Below are 21,906 nucleotides of genomic sequence, written 5' to 3' on the forward strand. Positions count from 1 at the left end.
GGTTAATGAAGGGCTACTTCCCGCCCTGAGAAGCCGCGCTGGAGAAGAGCACGTAGCGGATGAGGAGAACGGCTGTGACCGCGCCGGTAAGATTGGCGGCCAGTTCTGCGGCATAGACCGCCGAACTGCCCCAGCTAGAATGGAGCAACCACGCAATCGGCAGCATGACTGCGAACACTCTAATTATCGACTGAAACAGCGCAAAACTCGCCCGGTCGACCGCGTTCAGGATGCCGTTGGCAACGATCAGCAGGCCGAATCCGGCGTAGCCCCAGGCGGCGATCCTCAGATAGAGTTTGAACTCTTCGATCACGTCTGGTTCGTCGGTGAAGAAGTCGGCGAACCATTCACCAGCAGCTACCATTGCGATGGCGATGCCGAGGCCCCACAGAATGCAGAACCCTCCGGCATAGATGGCAGCTTCGCGCGCGCGACCAAACTCTTTCGCGCCCCAGTTCTGGCCGACAATCGAACCGATGGAGCCGGAGAGCGCCAGAAGCGGGACCACAGCGAAGCTCTGCAACCGTCCGGCGGCGCCGAACCCGGCGACAGCCGCCTGTCCATCGAGTGCGACTACAGCTGTCAGGATCGAAAGGCCGATCGGGTTGATCGCATTGGAAAAGGCAGCGGGCACACCGACGCGCAAGATCGCGGCCATCGGCTCGATCACATTCCCTTTGAACATGAGCGCGGGATTGATCGGTATCGGGCTGCTGCGCACCAGCCATACGGCAGCGGCAACGCCGAAACCCCAGCCAATAATGGTGGCATAGGCTGCGCCGACGATCCCATACCCTTCAAAGCCGAGCGCTCCGGTGATCAGAAACGGATCGAGTATCCAGTTGGCGACCGCATAAGTGATCGAAACATAGCTGGTCTTGCGCGCTTCGCCCTGGCCGCGCAGAACCCCGTTGAGGCCCATAATCGCCAGGATCAGCGGAAAGCCGAGGGCGAACGGCTCCATGTACAGCTTGATCAGCGGCATCATCCGCTCATCGGCATTCATCAGCCGAAACAGCGGATCGATCAACGCGTAGAGCACGAGCCCCATCACGAGACCCGATGCGACGGCAAAGACGATCCCGAGATTGGCCCGGCGGGCCGCTTTCTCCGAATTTTCTTCGCCCAGAGCCCGGGCAACAACGGAATTGATCCCGACCATAACGCCCACACCGAGGCTCGAGAGAGCGACGGAGATCGGGAAGATGAAGGAGATTGCCGCCAGCGCGTCGCCGCCCAGCTGACCAATGAAATATGCGTCGACCAGCCCGATCGACATGATCGCGGCTACACCGATGATCATTGGCAGCGTCTGGCTGACCAAATGACCCGGGATGCTCCCAGTGACCAGTTTGGCCGTGCTGTTGCCGCTTCCGCTCATGAGCTTCGGCGCGTAGCGACGCCCCTCCATCTTGGCAAAGTCATTCGTCTAATAGGGGATGCAGGAATCCTTGTGCAGCGCCCCTTGATCATGCGATATGCTGGCCAAACGGATTTAAGCGGAAGGGAATCTCCGATGGCGACGCAGCTCAAACCGAATATCGAATGCAGCAAGGAAGAATGGCAAGCGCGGCTCGATCTCGCGGCGTGCTATCGCATTTTCGATCATCTCGGCTGGTCGGAATCGATCTACAACCACATCTCACTGAAGGTTCCGGGAGAGGAGGACACGTTCCTCATCAATCCGTTCGGCTTGCTCTACGACGAAGTTACCGCATCGAACCTCGTGAAGATCGATGTCGAAGGCAACAATGTCGGCGGATCGCCCTACATGGTGAACAAGGCGGGCTTCACGCAGCACGCCTATTTCCATAAGCATCTGGGTGAGCGCGCAGATGCGATCTGCCACGTCCATACCACTGCAACGATGGCAGTATGCAGCCACAAGGGCGGCCTGCTGCCGACCAATTTTTACGCCTGCAATTTCCAGAACCAGATCGGCTATCACGATTTTGAAGGCGTCACGGTCCGCGCTGAAGAAGGCGAGCGGCTGGTTGAGAACCTTGGCGATCACACCATCCTGATGCTGCGCAACCATGGCCCGGTGGTCATGGACAAGGGTATCCAGGGCATGTTCGTGAAGATGTGGGCGCTGCAACGTGCCTGCGAAATTCAGGTCGCTACGCTCGGCATGGGCGATCCCAACATCGTTCCGCAGGAAGTCGTCGATGTGCACCAGCGCGATATCTCTGTGATGGCCAGCCAGGGCGGTGCAGGTGTGTTCGATTTCGAAGCGTGGAAGCGTAAGGCCGACAAGATCGACGACAGCTGGCGCACCTGATCCTGAGCAAAATAGCAAGCTAGGATGCGCTGATGCCGCGCATGACCGTCAACAACAGGCCGATCGAGTTCGATCTCGATCCCGATATGCCGCTGCTTTACGCGCTGCGTGAGGCTGCGAACCTCACCGGCACCAAGAGTTGTGGCGGCGGTGATTGTGTCGGCGCGTGCATGGTGTTGGTTGATGGGACGGCTCTCCGCTCGTGCCGGATTACCATTGCCGAGGCAGAGGGCCGCTTCATCACGACGATTGAAGGACTGTCGCGTGACCGCTCGCATCCGGTGCAGCAGGCATTGGTTGCCGATCAGGCGATCCAGTGCGGATATTGCACGCCCGGCATCACCATCGCAGCGGCCGCTCTGCTTCAGCGCAACGTCTCGCCCACCAAAGAGGACATTGAAGCAGCAATTACCAACATGTGCCGCTGCGGGGTGTACCCGCGTTTGGTCGAGGCGATCCAGCGGGCTGGCAGGGTGACGCAGCGCAGCGAAAGTATCAGCGCAGCACCCGCACCCGGGATCAGCGCGGAGGACGCAGCGGAAACCGTCCCGGCATTGCGCGTTCCCTCGGATGCCGAAGCACCCGAGGGCGAATAGCTTCTAGAACCGTCCGGTAACTGCAATCCGCGCGTTGATCGGCGCACCGACCGTTGCCTGATGAGTCGCGTGCGAGTTCGGGAAGTACAGCGTGTCGGTCAGGTTCTCGACATTTACCTGAACCCGGAAATTGTCCGTCACATCGAAATAGGCCGCTGCATCGATCCGGGTGTAGGCGGGCAGCACGGCCGTGTTGCCGTTGTTGATGAAGCTTTCATCCTGATGGGTCAGGCCCAGCCCGATACCGAGGCGGTCGGTCAGGGTGATCTGGTTCCAGATCGAGAACATGTTTTCGGGCAGCTCGCGGGGGCGCAGACCGGTAGGACCAGCCTGTTCGACCTGCTCGCCATCGAGAAAGCTGTAGCCTGCTGAAACAGTCCAGCCGTCAGTCACCTGCCCCTGCAATTGCAGTTCAAAGCCCTGGATTTGCGAATCCACGATCACAAATGCGCCGGGGTCGTTGTCATCGACTTCCGGTGAGCTTTGCTCGATCTCGAAGATTGCAGCTGTCAGGCTGAGGCCCTGCATGAAATCCCATTTGATCCCGGCTTCAAGGTTCGTGAACCGGTCTGGCTCCAGCGCATCGTTGTTGCCATTGATATTGGCGAACTGCTCACCCGAACGCGGCAGGAAGCTCTCCGAATAGCTCGCATAGATCGAGATGTTCTCTTGCGGTTTGATGATGATACCGCCGCGCGGGGAAAATTCCTCGTCCTTGCGGGTGCGCAGGTCGGCGGCGGGCACATTCAGCACTTCGATGTCGAAGCTGTCGAACCGCGCGCCGACGACCAGACGGAGCCAGTCGGTGACCTTGATCTCATCCTGAATATAGGCCGAGAAAACATCGATTTCGACCTGGGTGAAATCGTTCAGGTCGTTGAATGTGTTGGTGGTCGGGATACCGTCGGCATTCACCCCTGTATTCCCGCGCAGAGCCAGAGGGCGGGTGGCGAGAAAGAACTCGCGATCATCCTGCGTGGTGTCGAAAAAGGAATTGAATCGGTCCTGATCGGACGAGGTGTTGATGTATTCCGCGCCCACCAAAAGCGTATGCCCAACGCTGCCGGTCTGGAACTCACCGATCAAATTGCCGGTCAGGATCAGGTTCTGCCTTGTGGTCGTATCGATATAGCCATCAAGTTCGACGATGTTGGTCGCCGGATCGTAATTTGTGGCGAAGAAGTTTGAATAGACCTTGTCATAATCGCCGTAGAACGCGCTGAAATTGGCTTTCAGGTTCTCGGAGAATTCGTGCTGGAGTGTGGCGCGGAGCAGGTGGGCTTCGAGGTCCGTGAAATTCTCTTCCGGGTCGGCAAATTGAACATCCTGGAGCGCTTCCACCGGGCGGCCATCGTCTCCGGTTGGAATGCCTCGATCAACGAAGCGTTCGTGGTCGGCGAACTCGTAAGACAGGTCGAGCAGCGTGTTCTCGCCGAGTTGGAATCGCACGGTCGGGTTAAAGCCAATCCGGTCGCCATCGTAGAAATCGCGGTGGTTGGCGAGGCTTTCGTAGGATGCATTCACCCGCACGGCGACATGCTCGCCGGCGGCAAGGTTGATGTCGCCCTGAATGCTGAATTCGCCGAACGTATCGACCGCGATCTGACCGCCGCCAAAGGTCTCGCCAATCGTACCTTTCTTGGTCACGCGGTTGAGGATGCCGCCCGTGCCGCCTCGCCCAAATAGTAGAGCGTTGGGGCCGCGCAGAATTTCGACCTGTTCGAGGTTGTAGAGACCGCGATAGTACTGAACGTCGTCGCGCACGCCATCAATGAAGAAGTCGGCCGTCGAGCGTACACCGCGAAACACGATGGCATCGCGGTGACCTTCACCCTGAGAGGTGTTCACGCCAGGCGTGTAATCGACGATCTGGCCGATGCTGGTGAAGCCGCGTTCGAGGATTTCCTCCTTCGTGGTGATCGTGACACTTTGTGGAACATCGATGATCGGGGTCGGCGTCTTCACCGAATTCACCTGATCAGAATAGAGCACGTCCCCTCGCACTTCGATCACGCGGTCGCCGTAAACGGCACTGTCCTCTGCCGTATCAGCAGTTTCAGCCGCCGCGGGGAATGCGAGAGCCGCGCATCCGAGGAGCAAAGCGGTGCGCGAAATCGTGTGAATCATGAGGTTCCTTCCGTCTGTGAGAAAGGCGCTATTGCAACTTATTCTCAACTGCAAGGAGGAAATTGCGAATTCGTCGCAAAAAGAGGGCGTGTGGCAATTCTGTCGCGCCTGCGGTAGCGGATCGGGCTGGAAACACGGGAGATTCGGCAATGAAGGCAACCATCTGGCACAACCCGAAATGCGGCACTTCGCGCAAGACGCTTGCCATTCTGGAAGAGCGCGACGGCGTCGACGTAACGGTGGTCGAATATCTCAAGAACCCGCCAAGCCGAGACAAGCTGGCGCAGCTTTACGCCGATGCAGGGATCACACCGCAAAAGGGCCTGCGCATTCGCGGTACCGATGCCAAGGAGCGCGGGCTGCAGGATGCCGATGCCGACACGGTGCTGGATGCGATGGCTGCCGAGCCGATCCTGATCGAGCGGCCCTTGGTCGAAACAGACAATGGCGTGCGCCTCTGCCGTCCGCAGGACGTGGTGCAGGAAATCCTCTGATCAGTTCAGCGATCGGTGGTGAGCACGCTGTCCGACTGCAGGCCGCGCCAGCCGAGGATCACTACGGCCAGACAGAGCGCGATGACCAAGCCAAAGCCTAACCAGTCGCTCACATTATAGAGCCAAACGCCGAGCGCGGGTGCGTAGATGAAACTTGCCCCTGCGACAGAAGCAACCACGCCGGAAGCTTGCCCTTGCTCGGCACGCGTAACCGCAAGTGAGGTGCCCGCCGTCGTGCCCGGTCTGAACAGACCGAAGCCGAGTGAAGCGATGGAATAGCCCAGCGCGATTGTGTGCAGTTCCTGCGCGGCACCAAGGATCGCGGTCCCGAATGCGGCGACAAGAATGCCGGAAAGGGTGGCGGCGCGCGGACCGAGGTTGAAACGCGGGATCAGCCCCCACTGCGCCAGCAGCGTCGCAATAGCGCCGCACATCAGCACGATCCCGACCGGACCGGCGCCAGCCTCTGGAGTGTCTCGCAAACCCAACCGGTCGAGCACCAGAAAGCCCGAAATGCCCAGGATCATTGCTTGCGCGTGGCCGCCGATCAGTCCGGCGGTGACCCACGGGCGAAGGCGCGGTTCGAACCATGAAAGCCGGGCCGGCTCATCATCGCTCGAACCATCATCACTGGCTTCGCCATAGTCATCTTGGCTGTCGCTTGGCGCGCCGGAGCCGCTCGAATAGGCGACGGTGCTTCCTCGTGCGGCAAATTGCGGCTCGTCATTGGGGAGCCGCCAACGCAATACCACAAGCGCCGCGACGCCCAGCAGCGCAAAGCAAATGAACGGTCCGGTCAAGCCAAGACCCATGAACGGCAGCACCATCAGCGGCGCGAGGGCAGGACCAATAACCGTCCCAAGACCAAAGCTGGATGCGATAAGGGAAAGCGCCTGTGTGCGTTCGCTGCGCGGCGTGCGCGAGGCGACATAGGCTTGCACCGCTGGCGGCGCGGCGCTTCCGAACCCGCCATAGAGGCTGCGTGCGGCAGCGAAGGCGATCAATGCCCAAAACGCGGTCAGCCAACCTGAAAGGCCTGCCCACAGCACCACTCCGCAAAGCGCCATCGACACGACGAAGCCGACCAGTCCCAGAGCCATCATCGCCTTGCGCCCGCGCCGGTCGGATCGCCTTGCCCAGATCGGAGCACAAACGACCCAGAGCAGGGCAGACCAGCTATAGGCGAGGCTTATCCAGACATCGTCGACTTCCAGCGCGGTGCCGATCGACGGCATCACCGATTGCATCGCGGTGTTACCCGCAGCCGTCACCAGCATGACCGTGAACAGCAACGCCATTCGCCCGCGCGAAATCGGGTTCGCGGCTGGCGGCGAATGCGCCGCGTCTAAATGGGTATCGGCTTCGGCCATGCTGACGCCGCGCTAGGCCAGCCAGCCAGCGCTTTCAATGCGGCACTGCGCCGCGCGCGCTTATTCGAACGTTTCCGTCATCGCTTCGCGCGAAGGGCCAGCCAATTGGCGGTGGACTGCTGCGAGCACCGCCAACAGCAGAGCTCCGACAGCGGCATTGATCAGCCCGGAAACCACACCATTGCCGATATTGGCAATCGATTGGTCGAAAGCAGAAAAGACTGTGCCCAGCACCATTGTGATCAAAAGCGAGACCACGCCGATGGCGATGATCAACAGGATGAAGAACGATATCAGACGGAATGAATTGCCCTTGGTCAGACTCCACGATCGCAGCATCGCCTTGAACGGGTTGAGCTCGCTTTCAATCGCGATGACAGGTGCGATCAGGGAGAATTTGACCACCAGATAGAGCACCACGCCAAGCAGCATGATTCCGATCAGGACTGCAAAGGCTGGAGGCAGGAACGCTCCAACGATCCCCAGCGGCAGACCGACCGCTATCCCGGCGAACAGGGCGACTAGGATCTGTGACACGAGATAAGACGGCGTGCTCTTTAAGCCTTGCATCAGCGCCTCCCCGACTGTCGGTCGTGTGCGGTCAGTGAGCAATGCAAGCAGACTGAGCGTCCCGGTGAACTGCGCGACAGCAAGGATAACGAAATACACCCAGTTATCGGTATATTGCTGCTGCAAGGCAGCGAAGGCAGCGTTCATCGCCACTTCGGGATCGGTGCCGGGAGGCGCTTCGACCGGGGTAGGGTTGATCGCTTCAGGCACGAACAGCGCGAGCGCGAAATAGGGCAGGAAGAAAAACAGCCCGACTACTGCGAGCACCGTGTCGCGATTGGCGCTCAGCATGGCTGTCGCCTCGTTCCAGGCCTGTCCCATGTTCAATTGCACGTCTTGATCCCCCAACCGTGTGGCGCGGTTTCGCGCCAATCACCTCTTGATAAGCGCGCTCAATGCCCCCACGCAAAGGCCATGGCAAGCGTTGCACAGCGGAATGACACTGGGGAAGCGGTCGAATGGCTCCGCGAGAGCACGCGTGTGCCCTACACACAGGCGCTTGAGACGATGGAAACCCGCAACCGCGCCATCTCCGCCGGAGAGGCTAGCGAACTGATCTGGCTGCTCGAACACCCACCGGTCTACACCGCTGGAACCAGCGCCGATCCGGCTGAGCTGGTCGATCCGCGGTTCGAGGTGATCGAGGCCGGGCGGGGCGGGCGCTACACCTATCACGGGCCTGGCCAGCGGGTCGGTTATCTGATGTTGGACCTGAACAAGCGCGGCAAGGATGTGCGCTGTTTCGTCCATGCGATTGAAGGCTGGGTGATCGCGACGCTGAGCGACTTTGGAGTCGAGGCGTGGCGTGCCGAGGGACGGGTCGGCATCTGGACGCAGGATATCGACGGGCGTGAAGCCAAAATCGGCGCCATCGGCGTCCGCGTACGGCGCTGGGTCACGATGCACGGCTTCTCGGTCAATCTCGACCCGGACCTATCGCATTTCGACGGCATAGTGCCTTGCGGGATCGAAGAGTTCGGCGTCACCAGCCTAGCGCGGCTCGGCAAATCAGTTTCGACCGAGCAATGGGACGAAGCTCTTGTCGCGCGCTCAGACGAATTTCTTGACGCGCTGGATGCAGCTGGGCGAAAGGCTTGCGGATGAAACGCGCTACAATCCTTCTCGCCCCCCTCCTGCTGTTAGCGACAGCGTGCGAAGATTCTGCCGATCCTGATACCGGCACGACCGAACAAGGTGGTGAGGTTGCGGGCGACGTGCTGGGCGGGTCGATCAGCGACGATATGATCCCGCTTGAGGAATTGCAGTCGCAATCTCCGCCAGCAGAACGGTCGGCAGATGACGCCGAAGAGGCCGCATCGGACGACGCGGCCTCCTCTGAATAGCTGAATTACGCAGCGCTGGCTTCGGCCTGCTCTTCTTCCATTGTTGGATAGTCGATGTAGCCCTGCGGGATCGGGAAGTACCAGCTCTTGGGCACATCCTTGTTCGGGTTGAAGGCCGCGCCAACCTTGATCCGTTGCTCCAGATCCGGGTTCGAGATGTAGGGACGACCGAAACTTACCGCATCGCAGCGTCCGCTCGTCACATCGTCATCGGCTTCCTGTGCGCTGTAATCCGAATTCAGGATCAGCGGGCCGGAATAGTTGGCGCGAATGACGGGGTCCTGCTGAGGCACATCGGTCTGGCCGAACGTGCCGTCCGGGCCGGGCTGGCGCAGCTCGACGAACGCCAGGCCCAGCTCTTCGCACACCTTGGCCGCAGCGCCGAAGGTCGCAGCCGGGTTGCTGTCATCGGTGCCTTGGGAATCGCCATTGGGCGAGAGCCGAATGCCGACGCGGTCAGCGCCCCATACGTCGATCAGCGCTTCGAGAATTTCGCGCATGAAGCGGGTGCGGTTTTCTGGCGAGCCGCCATATTCGTCAGTGCGCAGGTTGGTGCCGTCACGAAGGAACTGGTCGACCAGATAGCCATTGGCGCTGTGCAATTGCACACCGTCAAAGCCCGCCTTTTTGGCGTTCTCTGCCGCCCGGCGATAATCGCCGATTGTGCGCTGGATGTCCTCATGCGTCATCTCGCGCGCGGTTACATATTCCTGCTTACCAACCGGCGTGTGGGCTTCACCGGGAGCCTTGGTCGCGCTGGCCGAGAAAGGCGGCTGGCCATCGAGGAAGTAGGGGTGAACGATCCGTCCCATATGCCACAGTTGCATCACGATCAGGCCGCCTGCCTCGTGGACGCCTTTGACAATCGGCTTCCATGCTTCGGTCTGCTCGTCGGTCCAGATGCCGGGAGCTGACGGCCAGCCAAGGCCTTCCACACTGATGCCGGTTGCCTCGGTCAGGATCATACCTGCGCCTGCACGCTGGCGATAATAGGTGCCCATCATTTCATTGGGCACAAACATCGGATCGGCGGCGCGGCCGCGCGTGAGCGGGGCCATGAAGATACGGTTCTTGGCTTCGAGAGCGCCCATTTTCAGCGGCTGGAACAGAGCGTCATGCATTGGCGAAATCCTCGCGTTCAGTTTCAATTGGCTATTCACTTGGAGAAGTGAGCGCTAAGTCGCAAGCATGGAAAATGAGGGGGCCTCCGAAGCAAAACTTGTCAGCCCGCGTGGATGGTTGCTGCTGGCGGCCTTGCTTGGCGGCAATGTCGCGTTGGCTATGGGGCCATGGTTCGTGCGCGAGGCCGATACCGGGCCGGTGAGCGCCGCATTCTGGCGGCTGTTTCTGGCGCTGCCATTCCTGTTAGTTTTCGCGCGGGTTGCCGGTCAGCGCATCGGCGGGATGCCGCGCAAGACGCTGGTGCTGGTCGCCATCGGTGCGACCGCCTTCGCTATGGACCTTGCCAGCTGGCATGTCGGGATCGGCCTGACGCGGCTCGGCAACGCCACGCTGTTTGGCAATGCCGGGTCGATCATCCTGCTGTTCTGGGGCTTCATCGTCGCGCGCATGGTGCCGCGCGGGCTGGAGTGGCTGGCAATTGTCTGCGCGCTGGGCGGGGCGGCGATCCTGCTTGGGCGCAGTCTGGAGATTTCGACGCAGACCTTCGTCGGCGACCTGTTCTGCCTGACCGCAGGCGTGCTCTACGCGGTTTACTTGCTGACCCTGCAAGGCGAGCGGGCGCGGTTTGGGGCGTGGAGCCTGCTCGCATGGGTGAGCATCTTCGCCTGCCCGGTGCTGCTGACGCTCGCTTTGGTGCTCGGCGAGCCGGTGTGGCCGACAGACTGGACGCCGATCCTGATCCTGTTCGTCACCAGCCAATTGATCGGGCAGGGCCTGCTGGTGTATTCCCTCGGCCACTTCCCGCCGCTGGTGATCGGGCTAGCCTTGCTGACCCAGCCAGCGGTGGCAGCGGTGATTGGCTACGCGCGGTTCGGCGAAGTGCTGATGCCGCTGGATGTGGTCGGGATGGTGCTGCTCGGGAGCGCGCTGGTGGTGGCGCGGGCGACGCAGCGGCGGGCCTAGCTTGGATTGAGCGTGGCTATGCCGCAATGCTTCCTGATCTCGTCCGACAACCTATTGAGCAAATCCTCAGCCTCTCTCTCGGTCTCAATAATTAGCTTTTCATAAGTCGGCAGAAATTTCTGCCCATCAAGCTGCCCTTCTTTATACTTCTCTCGAAAAGCGGCTTCCACATCTCCGGTCTTAGAAACTAGAACTTTTAGTTTAGCAAAATCACCGGTGAGGCTTTGGAAGTAAACCCTCAAGATTAGATCAATACGCTCAAAGCTCCTTGCAAATCTCTCATCCTGTTGGACATTGAGATCGAACGCTTGATTGTAATCCAGTTCTCCAAGCATCACTCGTCGAAAAGTCATCGCCTGAGTCCCAGCAAGCATTTGCCACCGTTCAATCAGCGAATAAAGCTCTTCACCTCGTTCGAGGAAACGTTCGATGTCTCTTTCGCTTCTTGAGGCCTCTCTTTCTCGCTTTGAGAGGTCACGCTGAGCCAAGTATGCCAACAGCGCACCAAGAAAGCCCGTGACGACTGGCAGTAAGGAATCGAGCAGCATCAATCCGCCGAAAACGGCACCTTGCCCAGATCACCCAGACCTACAGTCCCGCCAGCCATGCCCAGCATCCGGTCCAGACTCCGCTTCGCTTTCAACCGCATACCTTCCTCGATCTCGATACGAGGCTCCAGATCGCGCAGGGCGGTGTACATCTTTTCCATCGTGTTCAGCGCCATATAGGGGCAGATGTTGCACGAGCAGTTTCCGTCGGCGCCTGGCGCACCGATGAAGGTCTTTTCGGGTAGCGCCTTTTCCATCTGGTGCATGATGTGTGGCTCGGTCGCGACGATCAGCGTGTCGCCTTCAAAGCTCTTCGCAAACTTCAGGATCGAGCTGGTCGAGCCAACGTGATCGGCGTGGTCGATGATCGTCGGCGGGCATTCAGGGTGCGCAGCGACCGGGGCATCGGGGTGCTTTTCTTTCAGTTTCAGCAATTCGGTTTCGCTGAACGCCTCGTGGACGATGCACACGCCCGGCCACAGCAGCATTTCGCGGTCGAACTTGCGGCTCAGCCAGCCGCCAAGGTGACGGTCAGGGCCGAAGATGATCTTCTGGTCGGCCGGGATCTGCTCAAGGATCGTTTCCGCGCTGGAGCTGGTGACGATGATGTCCGACAGCGCTTTCACCTCGGTCGAGCAATTGATGTAGGTCAGCGCGATGTGATCGGGGTGTGCCTCGCGGAAAGCCCTGAACTTCTCCGGCGGGCAGCTGTCTTCGAGGCTGCACCCTGCGTCCATATCGGGCAGGATCACGGTCTTTTCCGGCGAGAGGATTTTGGCCGTATCGGCCATGAATTTCACGCCGCAAAACAGGATCACGTCCGCATCGGTATCCGCTGCCTTGCGCGACAATTCGAGGCTGTCGCCCACGAAGTCGGCAATGTCCTGAATATCAGGCGTCTGGTAGTAATGCGCGAGGATCACCGCGTTGCGCTCTTTGCGCAGACGGTGGATTTCAGCGAGCAGATCGTCGCCCGATGGGATTTTGGTTTCGATGCTCATAAGTCTGATCCCGCTAACTTTGTTTCGTTCGATATAGAGAATGTGACGCAATTTTCGAGCGATTTCCGCGCATGCTGTGCTAGCCTCTCTGGCGGGGAGAAATGCATGTACCAGCTTGATCTGAAAGAGGCCTATTGCCCGGCGCAGGCGGACACCGAGTATCGCGAGCGCACGATTGAGGAGATGCTGCGCGAACAGGTGGCGGCCCGGCCCGGTGCCATGGCGCTGCGGGAATTGCTTGGCGATGGGACGGTCGGGCGCGAATGGACCTATGCCCAGCTTCTGGCCGACGCGGAGAAATGCGGGCGAGCGCTCGCCGCGCGGCACACCGCCGGCACACGGATCGCGATCATGGGCGGCAATTGCCCTGAATGGGTGCTGGTCCAGCTTGGCGCGGCGATGGCGGGGCTGACTATCGTTACGGTCAACCCGTCCTTCACCCCGCGCGAGGTGCGCTATGTGCTGGAACAGTCTGGGTCTGGCGCAGTCTATTACCAACCGCATGTGCGAGGGAGTGCACTCCGCCCGGTTGTTGATGAGGCCGCCGCAGGGCTGCCAGCTTCGGACTACATGATTGATATCGAGGATCACGCCGAACTGTTCTCTGGTGCAAGTGACGGCGAACTGCGCGAGAACAAGCCGCTCGATATCTGCATGATCCAGTACACATCCGGCACGACCGGCTTCCCCAAAGGCGTGTTGCTGCATCAACATGGCCTGGTGCAGAGCAATTATGACGTGTTCCATCGTTGGGGACTAAAGACCGGGCAGACGGTGACCTGTCCGTTCCCGCTCTTCCACACGGCGGGTAGTGCGGTGTGCGTTCTGGGTGTGCTGTCACATGGAGCCACTTTGTTACTGGTTTCCGTGTTCGATCCGGTCGCCGTCGCCAAGGCGATCGAGCGCGAGAAGCCCGAAGTAGTCGGCGGCGTCTCGACCATGATCTTTGCGATCATCGAAGCAGCGCGGGCGACCGACACCGATGTGTCGTGTGTCCAGACGGTCGTAAGTGGCGGTGCGATGGTGCAGCCCGAGCTGAACCGCGCGGCGCAGGAGACGTTCGGCGTGCCGATCTTGATCGTCTACGGCCAGACCGAAACCTCCCCCGCAATCACCGCCGCCTGGCCGACCGATACCGGCGCGGAACTGACCGAAACCATCGGTCAGCCATGCTCGCATATGGAAGTGTCGATCCGCTCGCCTAGCGACAATTCGGTATGCGCGGTCGATGAGCAAGGCGAGATCTGCATGCGCGGCTACAACATGATGGTCGGCTACAACGACAACCCGCAGGCGACCTCCGAAACGATCGACGCCAATGGCTGGCTGCACACCGGCGACCTCGGCAGTATCAGCGCGCGCGGCTATGTGAAGATCACCGGTCGCGTGAAAGAGATGATCATCCGTGGCGGCGAGAATCTGTTCCCAGCGGAGATCGAAGCCGCGCTGCTTGAGCACCCCGCGTTAGCTGAAGTAGCCTGCGCAGGCGTACCGGACGAGAAATGGGGTGAGATCGTCGCGTGCTTTTTGCGGCTCGCGGACGGCGCCGACCGACCTTCCGACGATGAGCTAAGAGTCTTCATCCGCGAGCGCCTGTCGCCGCAAAAGACCCCTGCGCATTGGGTGTGGGTGAAGGAGTTCCCGCTGACGGGTTCGGGGAAGATCCAGAAGTTTCAACTCGCGGAGAGCTTTGTGAAGGGGGAGTTGGACAGCGATTTAGTCTAATTTCCTGACAAGAGAGCGCTTGTTCTGCAAACCGTTCTATACCTCTGGTCATTAACGCTTCATCAAGTTGCCAGACAAGTCAGAAAACCAATTGAGTTCATCTTTAATATACTCGACCTTATCAATCCTGCTTCGGGCAATAGGTTTTTGCAGCATCTTCAACCGCTTATGAAATTCATCGATAGCGACGTCAAATTCAGCCAGATCGTCCTCCAAGAGGTGAATGTCGCAGAGCTCCCACAGTGCCAGATTTTGGTGGTCACCATCAGCTGCAAGCCTCGTGACATTCCTTAAGGTGTTCGAGGGCGCATGAGTTCCTCCGCCTATTGGGCATCCGTAATGAGCTAGTATTGATGAACAAATGTGGTTGAAGCACTCGTATGCGGAACGCCAAAACTCTGATTCAGTAGCATTATCTGATCTCAATATTACAAGATGGCTGCTTATTCTTTCTCTATCATGGCTTAATACTTCGCTGCGATTAGTTTCAAAAATTAGCCAAGGGTGAGGTAGTTGGGTTGCTAGGTCTTCGGCAAGAGAAATCATCGTATCAAAACGAATATGATAAATGCCTAGGCGTCTGATGCACTCAACAATCTCCGAGGACATATGATCTATGTTGCCGCTCGAAACAAATTCACTTAGTTTATAGCTACGACCGAGGACTTTTCGAATTAGTAATGGAATGAACGTTTCCACTACGTACTTGTAGGTAAGGGGTTGTGTCTCACCATCATCGAATACGATCATGTTGATATGTTTTGGGTTTCCGAAATTCCGAGCGTATTTCGAGGCTAACTCCTGCCTCTCTTTGATGGAAAGATCTAACTCTGCCATTCCTGTAATGGCGTGGGAGACTGCTCGACGAACATGGGCGGTAGAAAAGGCTCCGCCATCACGTTCAATTGATTCCTCGATGTATGGAAAAATGTGGAGTGCAATCGAGAGGGCGGTTCTTGCTGGAATCCCGATATTGACGAGCGAAGAAATAAGTTTCTCGGATTCGAATTCGGAAGCTGCATGAGTTGAAACTGCTAACTTTCCATATTTCACTTGGACTCTGCGATCTACTTCAGACAGACCTAATTCGACTTCCCTAATCGGCTTGTTTAAAAAAACTTTGCTGAAGTGATTGTCTCGACCTGCGACGACATTACCGTCGCCGTTGATATCTTGGTCTACCACGTCTTCGACCCTGCCGAACTTAATTATTATCGCGACCGGCAACTTTGTTTTCTTTGCCAGAAACGGATTGGATATGACCGCTGTTGTTCTTGTAAATACTGTTCACCCTAAATAGCGCGAAGACGGACACGCAAAGAGACAAGAACGAGCAGGCAACAGAAAAAATCTCGATTTCAGTCAAAGTATGGTTCCCCCTGATGATTGCGCATCTTGAACGTTAACTGTGCCAAATCAAGCGATTTGTGGCATCTCTTAGAACTGAATTTGGGGGCTTATGCGGTAATTGCCAAGATAAGGTCGACATCTCTTCCGACACACGTTCGCCGAAATGGGTTAGGTCAATTCTTCCGCCAAACTTCGCCATCCAGCGCCGCCAACCCGCGCTTTTCCAAGTCGATCAGATGCGCGGTCACGCTCATCTCGGCTGCTCCGATCAGGCGCTCGTCCAGCCCCTTGTACATCGCCGGGATGAAGTCCGAGACCGGGCGCGCGGCTTCGCCCAGCAACCGCAGGATCTGGTTCTCGCGCTGACGGCGGTGGCCGATCATGCCGCGCACCAATTGCTGCGGCTTGGTGATCGCGGCGCCGTGGGCCGAGTGGTAGACCTTGTCCTCGCGCGCCATCAGCTTTTCGAGGCTCGCCATGTAATCGCCCATGTCTCCATCGGGCGGGATCACGACGCTGGTCGACCAACCCATCACGTGATCGCCCGTGAACAGCGAAGCGCTTTCTTCGAGCGCGAAACACAGGTGGTTGGAGGTGTGGCCGGGGGTTGCGACCGCGGTCAGCGTCCAGCCTGTGCCTCTCATTTGCTCGCCATCTTCGAGCACGCGGTCGGGCGCGTAAGTCGTATCGAAGGCTTCGTCAGCGCGCGGCAGATCGGTCTTGAGTACCAGCGGCGCACAGCCGACGATGGGTGCACCTGTGCGTGTCGCCAAAGGCGCAGCGGCGGGCGAATGATCGCGGTGCGTATGCGTGCACATGATTGCCGCGACTTTAGCATCGCCGACGGCGGCCATGATCGCATCGATATGCGCGGGATCGTGCGGACCGGGATCGATCACCGCGCAGTCGGGGCCGCCGATTTCTCCAACCACATAGGTCTGTGTGCCGGTGTAGGTGTAGGGCGACGGGTTCGGCGCAAGCACGCGCTTGACCAAGGGTTCAAGCTGCTCAGCCTCGCCCGTGGGCCACGGTTTGGGGGGTATGCCTGCCATGCACTTGCATATGGAGAGAGGAGCCTGACCTGTCGAGTGCGAGCCCACCCCGCTGCAACTAGGCTCGCTGTGCTCACCAAGTTTCGCTCCCCTCCCGCTTGCGGGAGGGGTTGGGGGTGGGTTAGTCCCTCACCAATAGATCCTAAGGCGCGAGCATGTCGCGCTCACGCAGCGAAGCGGTACCGCAGAAAACATGGCCGACTACATTCTTGTCTTGGACGAAGGCACGACATCGACCCGCGCGATGCTGTTTGCGAGCGACGGAGTGCTTGCTGCGAGTGCGCAGAAGGAACTGACGCAGCATTATCCGCAAAGCGGCTGGGTCGAGCATGATGCGGCAGAGATATGGGACAAGACCTTGGCATGCGCCAACGAGGTAATCCCGAAGGCCGGCGGCGCAGCCATGATCGCGGCGATCGGCATCACCAATCAGCGAGAAACTGTGGTTGCGTGGGACAAGTCGACCGGCGAGCCACTAACTCGCGCCATCGTTTGGCAGGACAGGCGAACCGAACCGTTCTGCATTGAATTGCGGCAGGCGGGGCACGAAGCCGAGGTTCAACGGCGTACTGGCTTACTGCTTGATCCCTATTTTTCCGGTACCAAAATGCGCTGGATGCTGGACAATGTGCCTGAAGTTCGCGCGGCGGCGGACGAGGGCACGCTGGCATTCGGAACGGTCGAGAGTTGGCTGATGTTCAAGCTGACCGGCGGCGATCATGTCTCCGATGCGAGCAATGCCAGCCGGACGCTTTTGATGGAGCTGGCGGGCGAACAATTCGATGAGGGCCTGTGCGACTTGCTGGGTGTGCCGCATGCAGCCCTGCCGCGTGTGGTCGATATGTCGGGCGCGCTCGGTGAGACGGAAACTAGCCTGTTCGGACGCGCCATCCCGATCACGGGATTGGTGGGCGATCAGCAGGCAGCGACCATTGGTCAGGCCTGTCTTGCACCCGGAGAAACCAAGGCGACTTATGGCACTGGCGCTTTCGTGCTGACCAACCAGGGCAGCACGATCCCTCGTTCGGAGAACCGACTGCTTGGAACCGTCCTGACCCAGATTGGCGGGGAGCGGACCTATGCGATTGAAGGCTCCGTGTTTGTTGCGGGCAGCCTTGTCCAATGGCTGCGGGACTCGCTCGGCATCGTCGATGTCGCGAGCCAGACTGAAGAGCTTGCCAAGTCGATCCCCGATTGCGGCGGCGTTACCATCGTACCCGCGCTGTCGGGACTGGGCGCACCGCATTGGCGGGCCGAGGCGCGCGGCGTGATCACCGGCCTTAGTTTTGCGAGCGGCAAGGCCGAGCTGGCGCGTGCTGCACTCGAGGCGATGGCGCACCAGACATACGATCTGGCGCAGGCATTTGCCGCAGATGGTACGGCTTGGGGAACCTTGCGGATCGATGGCGGCATGGCTGCCAATGACTGGATGGCTCAGGACTTGGCTGACATGCTCGGTCTGCCCGTTGAGCGGCCCGACTTCATCGAAACAACCGCGCTTGGCGCTGCCATGCTCGCAGCTGCAGGGGCAGGGCTGTATCCCGATCTCGACAGTGCGGCGCAGACAATGCGCGGAAAACTCGCGCGGTTTGAACCGAACATGGAAGCGGATGTCAGGGAGGATCGGCTGACGCGCTGGCGCAAGGCGCTGGCGGCAGCCTAGTTCCTATTTGGCCTAGTTCCTATTTGGAAAGAGCACCTAGCTCGCGGCCGATCCGTTCCTGGAATGCACGAACGGGAGAGGCCAGCTCGTAATTCTGACGCCAAGCCGCATCAAGCCGCGCGACGCGGCGATGCAGCCGCTCGGTTTCATCGATCAAAGCACAAGTTTCCGGTTCGAGCATCTTAAGTTGCACCGGATCGGACGGACGGTTCTCAGGAAGCGCACCATGTTTGCGCACCTGAAACTCCGAAAGTTCGCCAGAGAAGAACGCCCGCTGATTTAGGAGCCATGCCAGAACATGCATCATGCGCGTGGTGGTCTTCAGGCCTTCGGTTGAAAGCGCGAGCCGAACCATGGTGTCTTCGTCATTCGCCGGGGTCTTTGCACCAAGCGCGAATACCGCTCTGACCTCATCGGCCAGAACGAGCGCTTCGCCATAGAGAGCCTCGATAATCGGGCGGGAAAGACTGGTGGTTCGAACCATGATTCGATCCCAGCGCTAGGCCTCGAATGCGCGCATCGCCAGCAGGCTAACGATATTTTCCCGGCGTTTTCGAAAAGCGTCCCGCGCCGGTACAGAAACGCCAAAGCGTTAGTGAGGCGAGCTGTTCTCGGGCGGCGATCAAGCGTGCCGCGCTAAGCAATTATGTCCGGCAGAAGGCTGTCTTCGATGATTGAAATCTGGTCCTTGAGCCGCAGTTTCCGCTTCTTCAACCGGGCGATCTGCAGCTGATCAGTCGATCCGGCTTCCGTCAATGCAGCGATCGCCGCGTCAAGATCGCGATGCTCGGACTTGAGCAATTCGAGCCGCTTCTGGAGCTCCTGCTCATTCATCCCGTTCATCACTCCCAATGCACCGAACGATTCGGTTTTCTGATACGCGCAAATACCGGCCAAAATTGGCGATCCTGCTCAGCGGGCATCATCAATCCACAACGATTCACCGCATGTCACTGCGACAACACCGATTCACCGGAATGAATAGGTTTGCAAGTTAATCATCTTGTGGTTTGATCCTGATGTGCGGTTCGTCCGCGAGACGAGTCGCTCCCCGGGGGCAATCCCCCGACATAAAGGAGAACATCTATGGCGTCGTCCGCAGCAACCTCCCACGTCAACGCGCTTGAGAACAAGCACGCCGGCCTCGAAGCGCAGCTTCGCGAAGAAATGGCCCGCCCAGCGCCCGACACTGCGACGATCCAGGCTCTCAAGAAACAAAAACTCAGATTGAAGGAAGAAATCACGCGCGCCTGAAGGCGCAGCGATTTTCTCTTTACGCGCGCTTTGATTTTGGCGTGCGGGTTCTCTAGGCCGGTCGCATCATGACCGCCGCTGCTTCTGCCCGCCAAATACTGACCCGCCTGCACGAGGTGATGGCTTCGCGCATGCACGCGCAGGGCAAGCTCGACCGGGTTGTGGAGATTGTCGGCGAGTGCCTGACGAGCGAGGTGTGCTCAATCTACCTGCTGCGCGAAGGCATGCTGGAACTGTTTGCGACGCAGGGCCTCAACCAAAGCGCTGTGCACGTCACGCGCATGGCAATCGGCGAAGGCCTGACGGGTACTATTGCCGACAATGCTGAAATGCTGAACCTCGCAGAGGCGAAAGCGCATCCCGACTTTCAATACAGGCCGGAAACCGGCGAGGAGAAATTCCATTCCTTCGCGGGGGTCCCGATTGTCTACCGCGAGCGTGCGGTTGGTGTGCTGTGCGTCCAGCATCTCGACCCGCGCCGTTACGAAGATATCGAGATCGAGGCGCTACAGACGACCGCAATGGTCCTGTCGGAATTGATCGCCAATGCCGAACTGGTTGACGAAGAAGAAGCGCGCGGTCTGAGCGAAGGGCATACCGGGACGCAGACGGTCAACGGTCTGACATTGGTCAAAGGACTTGGCGCGGGCCATGCTGTCTATCACCAGCCGCGCGTTCAGATCACGCAAGTGATGGCCGAAGATATCGAAGCTGAACGCCAAAGGGTCTACCGCGCGTTCGACAAGATGCGTGAGCAGATCGACAACCTGTCCAGCCAGGCGGAATTTGGGGTCGGCGGGGAGCATGAAGAGGTGCTCGCGACATACAAGATGTTCGCCTATGACGAAGGCTGGTCACGGCGCATCAACGAAGCGATCGACAGCGGTCTGACCGCCGAAGCGGCTATCGAGCGCGTTCAGCAGCACACCAGAATGCGGATGCGAGAGATCGACGACCCGCTTCTGGCCGACCGGATGCACGATCTGGAGGATCTTGCGAACCGATTGGTGCGGATTGTGTCCGGACAGCTCGGCACTGCCGCGTCGCAAGGTCTGCGCCGAGACACAATCCTGATCGCGCGCAATCTCGGTCCGGCGGAACTGCTCGAATATGATCGGCGCCGCTTGAAAGGTGTGATTCTGGAGGAAGGCTCGCTCACTGCCCACGTCGTTATCGTAGCGCGGGCGATGGGTGTACCGCTGCTCGGTCAGGCGAAGGGCATCCGCGGAATCATCCGCGATGGTGACGAGATATTGCTTGATGCGACCGCTGCCAATGCGGCCATCCGTCCCTCTACGCAGGTCGCCGAAGCATTCGAAGCACGCTTCGCCAAATCGCGCGAGAAGCAAGCTGCCTATGCCGATCTGCGGGACGTTGAGCCTTTCACGCGCTGCGGCACACGCATCCAGGTGATGATGAATGCCGGGCTGCGTGATGACATCAGCGCGCTGGCGATGACTGGTGCCGACGGCGTCGGTCTGTTCAGAACCGAGTTCCAATTTCTCGTCTCGGCGACCTTGCCACAGCGTGAGCGCCAGATGCGCCTCTATCGTGATGTGCTGGACGCGGCGGGGGACAAGCCTGTGATCTTCCGCACGGTTGATATCGGTGGCGATAAAGCGGTGCCCTATCTGGCTTCGGATATTGCCGAGAATGACGAGAACCCGGCAATGGGCTGGCGCGCCTTGCGACTGGCGCTGGAACGCGAAGGCTTGATGAAGGCGCAGGCGCGTGCGTTGCTCGAAGCGGGTGCTGGCAAGTCACTCTATGTGATGTTCCCGATGGTCTCCGAACCGTGGGAGTTCGACGCCGCCAAGGCCGTGTTCGACGAGCAGCTGGCATTTCTGCGCAAGCACAAAAAGCTGTTACCCGATGCGATACATTATGGCGCGATGCTTGAAGTGCCTGCGCTTGCCGAAGTGCTGGATCTGCTGCTGCCCAAACTTAGCTTCCTTTCGATCGGTACCAACGATCTGACACAATTTCTGTTTGCCGCCGACCGGGCCAACCCGAAAATCGCGCAGCGCTATGACTGGTTGAGCCACTCGATCCTGCGGTTCTTGCGGCGGGTGGCACAGGAGACCAATGGTAGCAGCGTTGATGTTGGTGTCTGCGGCGAAATGGGCGGTCGCCGGTTGGAGGCACTTGCCCTGCTCGGGATTGGATTCCGCCGCCTGTCGATCACGCCCGCTGCAGTCGGACCAATCAAGGAATTGGTGCGGAAGGTCGATCTGGCCGAGCTGAGCGAAGCAGTCACCGGCTGGCTCTCGGATCCCAGCGTGAACATGCGCGAGCAGCTCAGCGGGTGGGCGGCGGAGCGCGAAATCGAATTCGACTGAACCTGCGCCGCGAGCGCTGCGCCCCGTTTCCTGGGACCAACAGTGCTGCATGGCGGCCAAAGTGTTAGATTGTATTTCTTAGGCAGCGAATCGTTGACAGCGGGCACA

General features: G+C 59.2%; 21 protein-coding genes. 10 read left to right on the forward strand and 11 right to left on the reverse strand.

The window, feature by feature from the left end; genetic code table 11:
• Positions 1 to 13 precede the first annotated feature (13 nt).
• Complete coding sequence (locus Q0837_RS00450) at positions 14 to 1,381, reverse strand: MATE family efflux transporter (RefSeq protein WP_298463781.1); 1,368 nt, start codon at positions 1,379 to 1,381, stop codon at positions 14 to 16.
• A gap of 135 nt (positions 1,382 to 1,516) precedes the next feature.
• Here Q0837_RS00450 and Q0837_RS00455 point away from each other — a divergent pair, with 135 nt between their 5' ends.
• Both Q0837_RS00455 and Q0837_RS00460 read left to right on the forward strand, forming a co-directional pair.
• Positions 1,517 to 2,281, forward strand: a complete 765-nt coding sequence (locus Q0837_RS00455) for a class II aldolase/adducin family protein (RefSeq protein ID WP_298463784.1) — start codon at positions 1,517 to 1,519, stop codon at positions 2,279 to 2,281.
• Positions 2,282 to 2,313: 32 nt separating this feature from the next.
• Entirely contained in the window at positions 2,314 to 2,877 is a 564-nt protein-coding gene (locus tag Q0837_RS00460; RefSeq protein WP_298463788.1) for a (2Fe-2S)-binding protein, read from the forward strand.
• 3 nt (positions 2,878 to 2,880) lie between these two features.
• Here the strand turns inward: Q0837_RS00460 and Q0837_RS00465 are convergent, their stop codons facing one another.
• Positions 2,881 to 5,004 carry a TonB-dependent siderophore receptor gene (locus Q0837_RS00465; protein WP_298463791.1) on the reverse strand — a complete coding sequence of 708 codons (2,124 nt, stop codon included), beginning with the start codon at positions 5,002 to 5,004 and terminating at the stop codon, positions 2,881 to 2,883.
• Between the two features lie 149 nt (positions 5,005 to 5,153).
• Between Q0837_RS00465 and arsC the strand changes: the two genes are divergently transcribed.
• A complete protein-coding gene (gene arsC, locus Q0837_RS00470; RefSeq protein ID WP_298463794.1) occupies positions 5,154 to 5,498 on the forward strand; it encodes an arsenate reductase (glutaredoxin) in 345 nt (114 codons plus the stop codon).
• Between the two features lie 5 nt (positions 5,499 to 5,503).
• Here arsC and Q0837_RS00475 read toward each other — a convergent pair whose 3' ends face one another.
• Positions 5,504 to 6,868: an MFS transporter gene (locus Q0837_RS00475; RefSeq protein ID WP_298463796.1), complete on the reverse strand. Its 1,365-nt coding sequence runs from the start codon at positions 6,866 to 6,868 to the stop codon at positions 5,504 to 5,506.
• A 60-nt stretch (positions 6,869 to 6,928) separates the two neighbouring features.
• The gene (locus tag Q0837_RS00480; RefSeq protein ID WP_298463799.1) at positions 6,929 to 7,771 is read right to left on the reverse strand and encodes a hypothetical protein; all 843 of its coding nucleotides are present in this window, start codon (positions 7,769 to 7,771) and stop codon (positions 6,929 to 6,931) included.
• An 81-nt stretch (positions 7,772 to 7,852) separates the two neighbouring features.
• On the opposite strand from Q0837_RS00480, the gene lipB reads away from it, so the two are divergent.
• Both lipB and Q0837_RS00490 read left to right on the forward strand, forming a co-directional pair.
• Positions 7,853 to 8,542 (forward strand): lipoyl(octanoyl) transferase LipB, encoded by a 690-nt coding sequence (gene lipB / locus Q0837_RS00485; RefSeq protein ID WP_298463802.1) that lies wholly within the window; start codon positions 7,853 to 7,855, stop codon positions 8,540 to 8,542.
• Positions 8,539 to 8,781, forward strand: a complete 243-nt coding sequence (locus Q0837_RS00490) for a hypothetical protein (protein ID WP_298463804.1) — start codon at positions 8,539 to 8,541, stop codon at positions 8,779 to 8,781. Before lipB ends, Q0837_RS00490 begins: the two co-directional genes overlap by 4 nt.
• 5 nt (positions 8,782 to 8,786) lie before the next feature.
• On the opposite strand, the gene Q0837_RS00495 is transcribed toward Q0837_RS00490, so the two are convergent.
• Entirely contained in the window at positions 8,787 to 9,902 is a 1,116-nt protein-coding gene (locus Q0837_RS00495; protein ID WP_298463806.1) for an alkene reductase, read from the reverse strand.
• A 67-nt stretch (positions 9,903 to 9,969) separates the two neighbouring features.
• On the opposite strand from Q0837_RS00495, the gene Q0837_RS00500 reads away from it, so the two are divergent.
• A complete protein-coding gene (locus tag Q0837_RS00500) occupies positions 9,970 to 10,866 on the forward strand; it encodes a DMT family transporter (protein ID WP_298463808.1) in 897 nt (298 codons plus the stop codon).
• On the opposite strand, the gene Q0837_RS00505 is transcribed toward Q0837_RS00500, so the two are convergent.
• Both Q0837_RS00505 and nadA read right to left on the reverse strand, forming a co-directional pair.
• Entirely contained in the window at positions 10,863 to 11,414 is a 552-nt protein-coding gene (locus Q0837_RS00505; RefSeq protein WP_298463811.1) for a hypothetical protein, read from the reverse strand. The two genes, Q0837_RS00500 and Q0837_RS00505, sit on opposite strands and share 4 nt — an antisense overlap.
• Positions 11,414 to 12,415 (reverse strand): quinolinate synthase NadA, encoded by a 1,002-nt coding sequence (gene nadA / locus Q0837_RS00510; protein ID WP_298463814.1) that lies wholly within the window; start codon positions 12,413 to 12,415, stop codon positions 11,414 to 11,416. Before nadA ends, Q0837_RS00505 begins: the two co-directional genes overlap by 1 nt.
• Before the next feature lie 105 nt (positions 12,416 to 12,520).
• Here nadA and Q0837_RS00515 point away from each other — a divergent pair, with 105 nt between their 5' ends.
• On the forward strand, positions 12,521 to 14,140 hold the full coding sequence (locus tag Q0837_RS00515) for a class I adenylate-forming enzyme family protein (RefSeq protein ID WP_298463817.1): 1,620 nt from the start codon (positions 12,521 to 12,523) through the stop codon (positions 14,138 to 14,140).
• Between the two features lie 51 nt (positions 14,141 to 14,191).
• On the opposite strand, the gene Q0837_RS00520 is transcribed toward Q0837_RS00515, so the two are convergent.
• Together Q0837_RS00520 and Q0837_RS00525 are read right to left on the reverse strand one after the other, a co-directional pair.
• Entirely contained in the window at positions 14,192 to 15,325 is a 1,134-nt protein-coding gene (locus Q0837_RS00520) for a hypothetical protein (protein WP_298463821.1), read from the reverse strand.
• 338 nt (positions 15,326 to 15,663) lie between these two features.
• Positions 15,664 to 16,542, reverse strand: coding sequence for an MBL fold metallo-hydrolase (locus tag Q0837_RS00525; RefSeq protein WP_298463824.1), 879 nt, complete (start codon positions 16,540 to 16,542; stop codon positions 15,664 to 15,666).
• A gap of 193 nt (positions 16,543 to 16,735) precedes the next feature.
• On the opposite strand from Q0837_RS00525, the gene glpK reads away from it, so the two are divergent.
• Positions 16,736 to 18,205, forward strand: a complete 1,470-nt coding sequence (gene glpK, locus Q0837_RS00530; RefSeq protein ID WP_298463828.1) for a glycerol kinase GlpK — start codon at positions 16,736 to 16,738, stop codon at positions 18,203 to 18,205.
• 19 nt (positions 18,206 to 18,224) lie between these two features.
• On the opposite strand, the gene Q0837_RS00535 is transcribed toward glpK, so the two are convergent.
• Entirely contained in the window at positions 18,225 to 18,689 is a 465-nt protein-coding gene (locus Q0837_RS00535) for a DUF1465 family protein (protein ID WP_298463830.1), read from the reverse strand.
• 152 nt (positions 18,690 to 18,841) lie between these two features.
• Complete coding sequence (locus Q0837_RS00540) at positions 18,842 to 19,039, reverse strand: DUF465 domain-containing protein (RefSeq protein ID WP_298469700.1); 198 nt, start codon at positions 19,037 to 19,039, stop codon at positions 18,842 to 18,844.
• 252 nt (positions 19,040 to 19,291) lie between these two features.
• On the opposite strand from Q0837_RS00540, the gene Q0837_RS00545 reads away from it, so the two are divergent.
• Together Q0837_RS00545 and ptsP are read left to right on the forward strand one after the other, a co-directional pair.
• Positions 19,292 to 19,459, forward strand: a complete 168-nt coding sequence (locus Q0837_RS00545) for a YdcH family protein (protein WP_298463833.1) — start codon at positions 19,292 to 19,294, stop codon at positions 19,457 to 19,459.
• Between the two features lie 68 nt (positions 19,460 to 19,527).
• Complete coding sequence (gene ptsP / locus Q0837_RS00550; protein WP_298463836.1) at positions 19,528 to 21,798, forward strand: phosphoenolpyruvate--protein phosphotransferase; 2,271 nt, start codon at positions 19,528 to 19,530, stop codon at positions 21,796 to 21,798.
• The last annotated feature ends 108 nt before the right edge of the window (positions 21,799 to 21,906 follow it).

It is taken from the genome of uncultured Erythrobacter sp. (genome assembly GCF_947499705.1).
In the GTDB taxonomy this organism is placed as follows: domain Bacteria; phylum Pseudomonadota; class Alphaproteobacteria; order Sphingomonadales; family Sphingomonadaceae; genus Erythrobacter.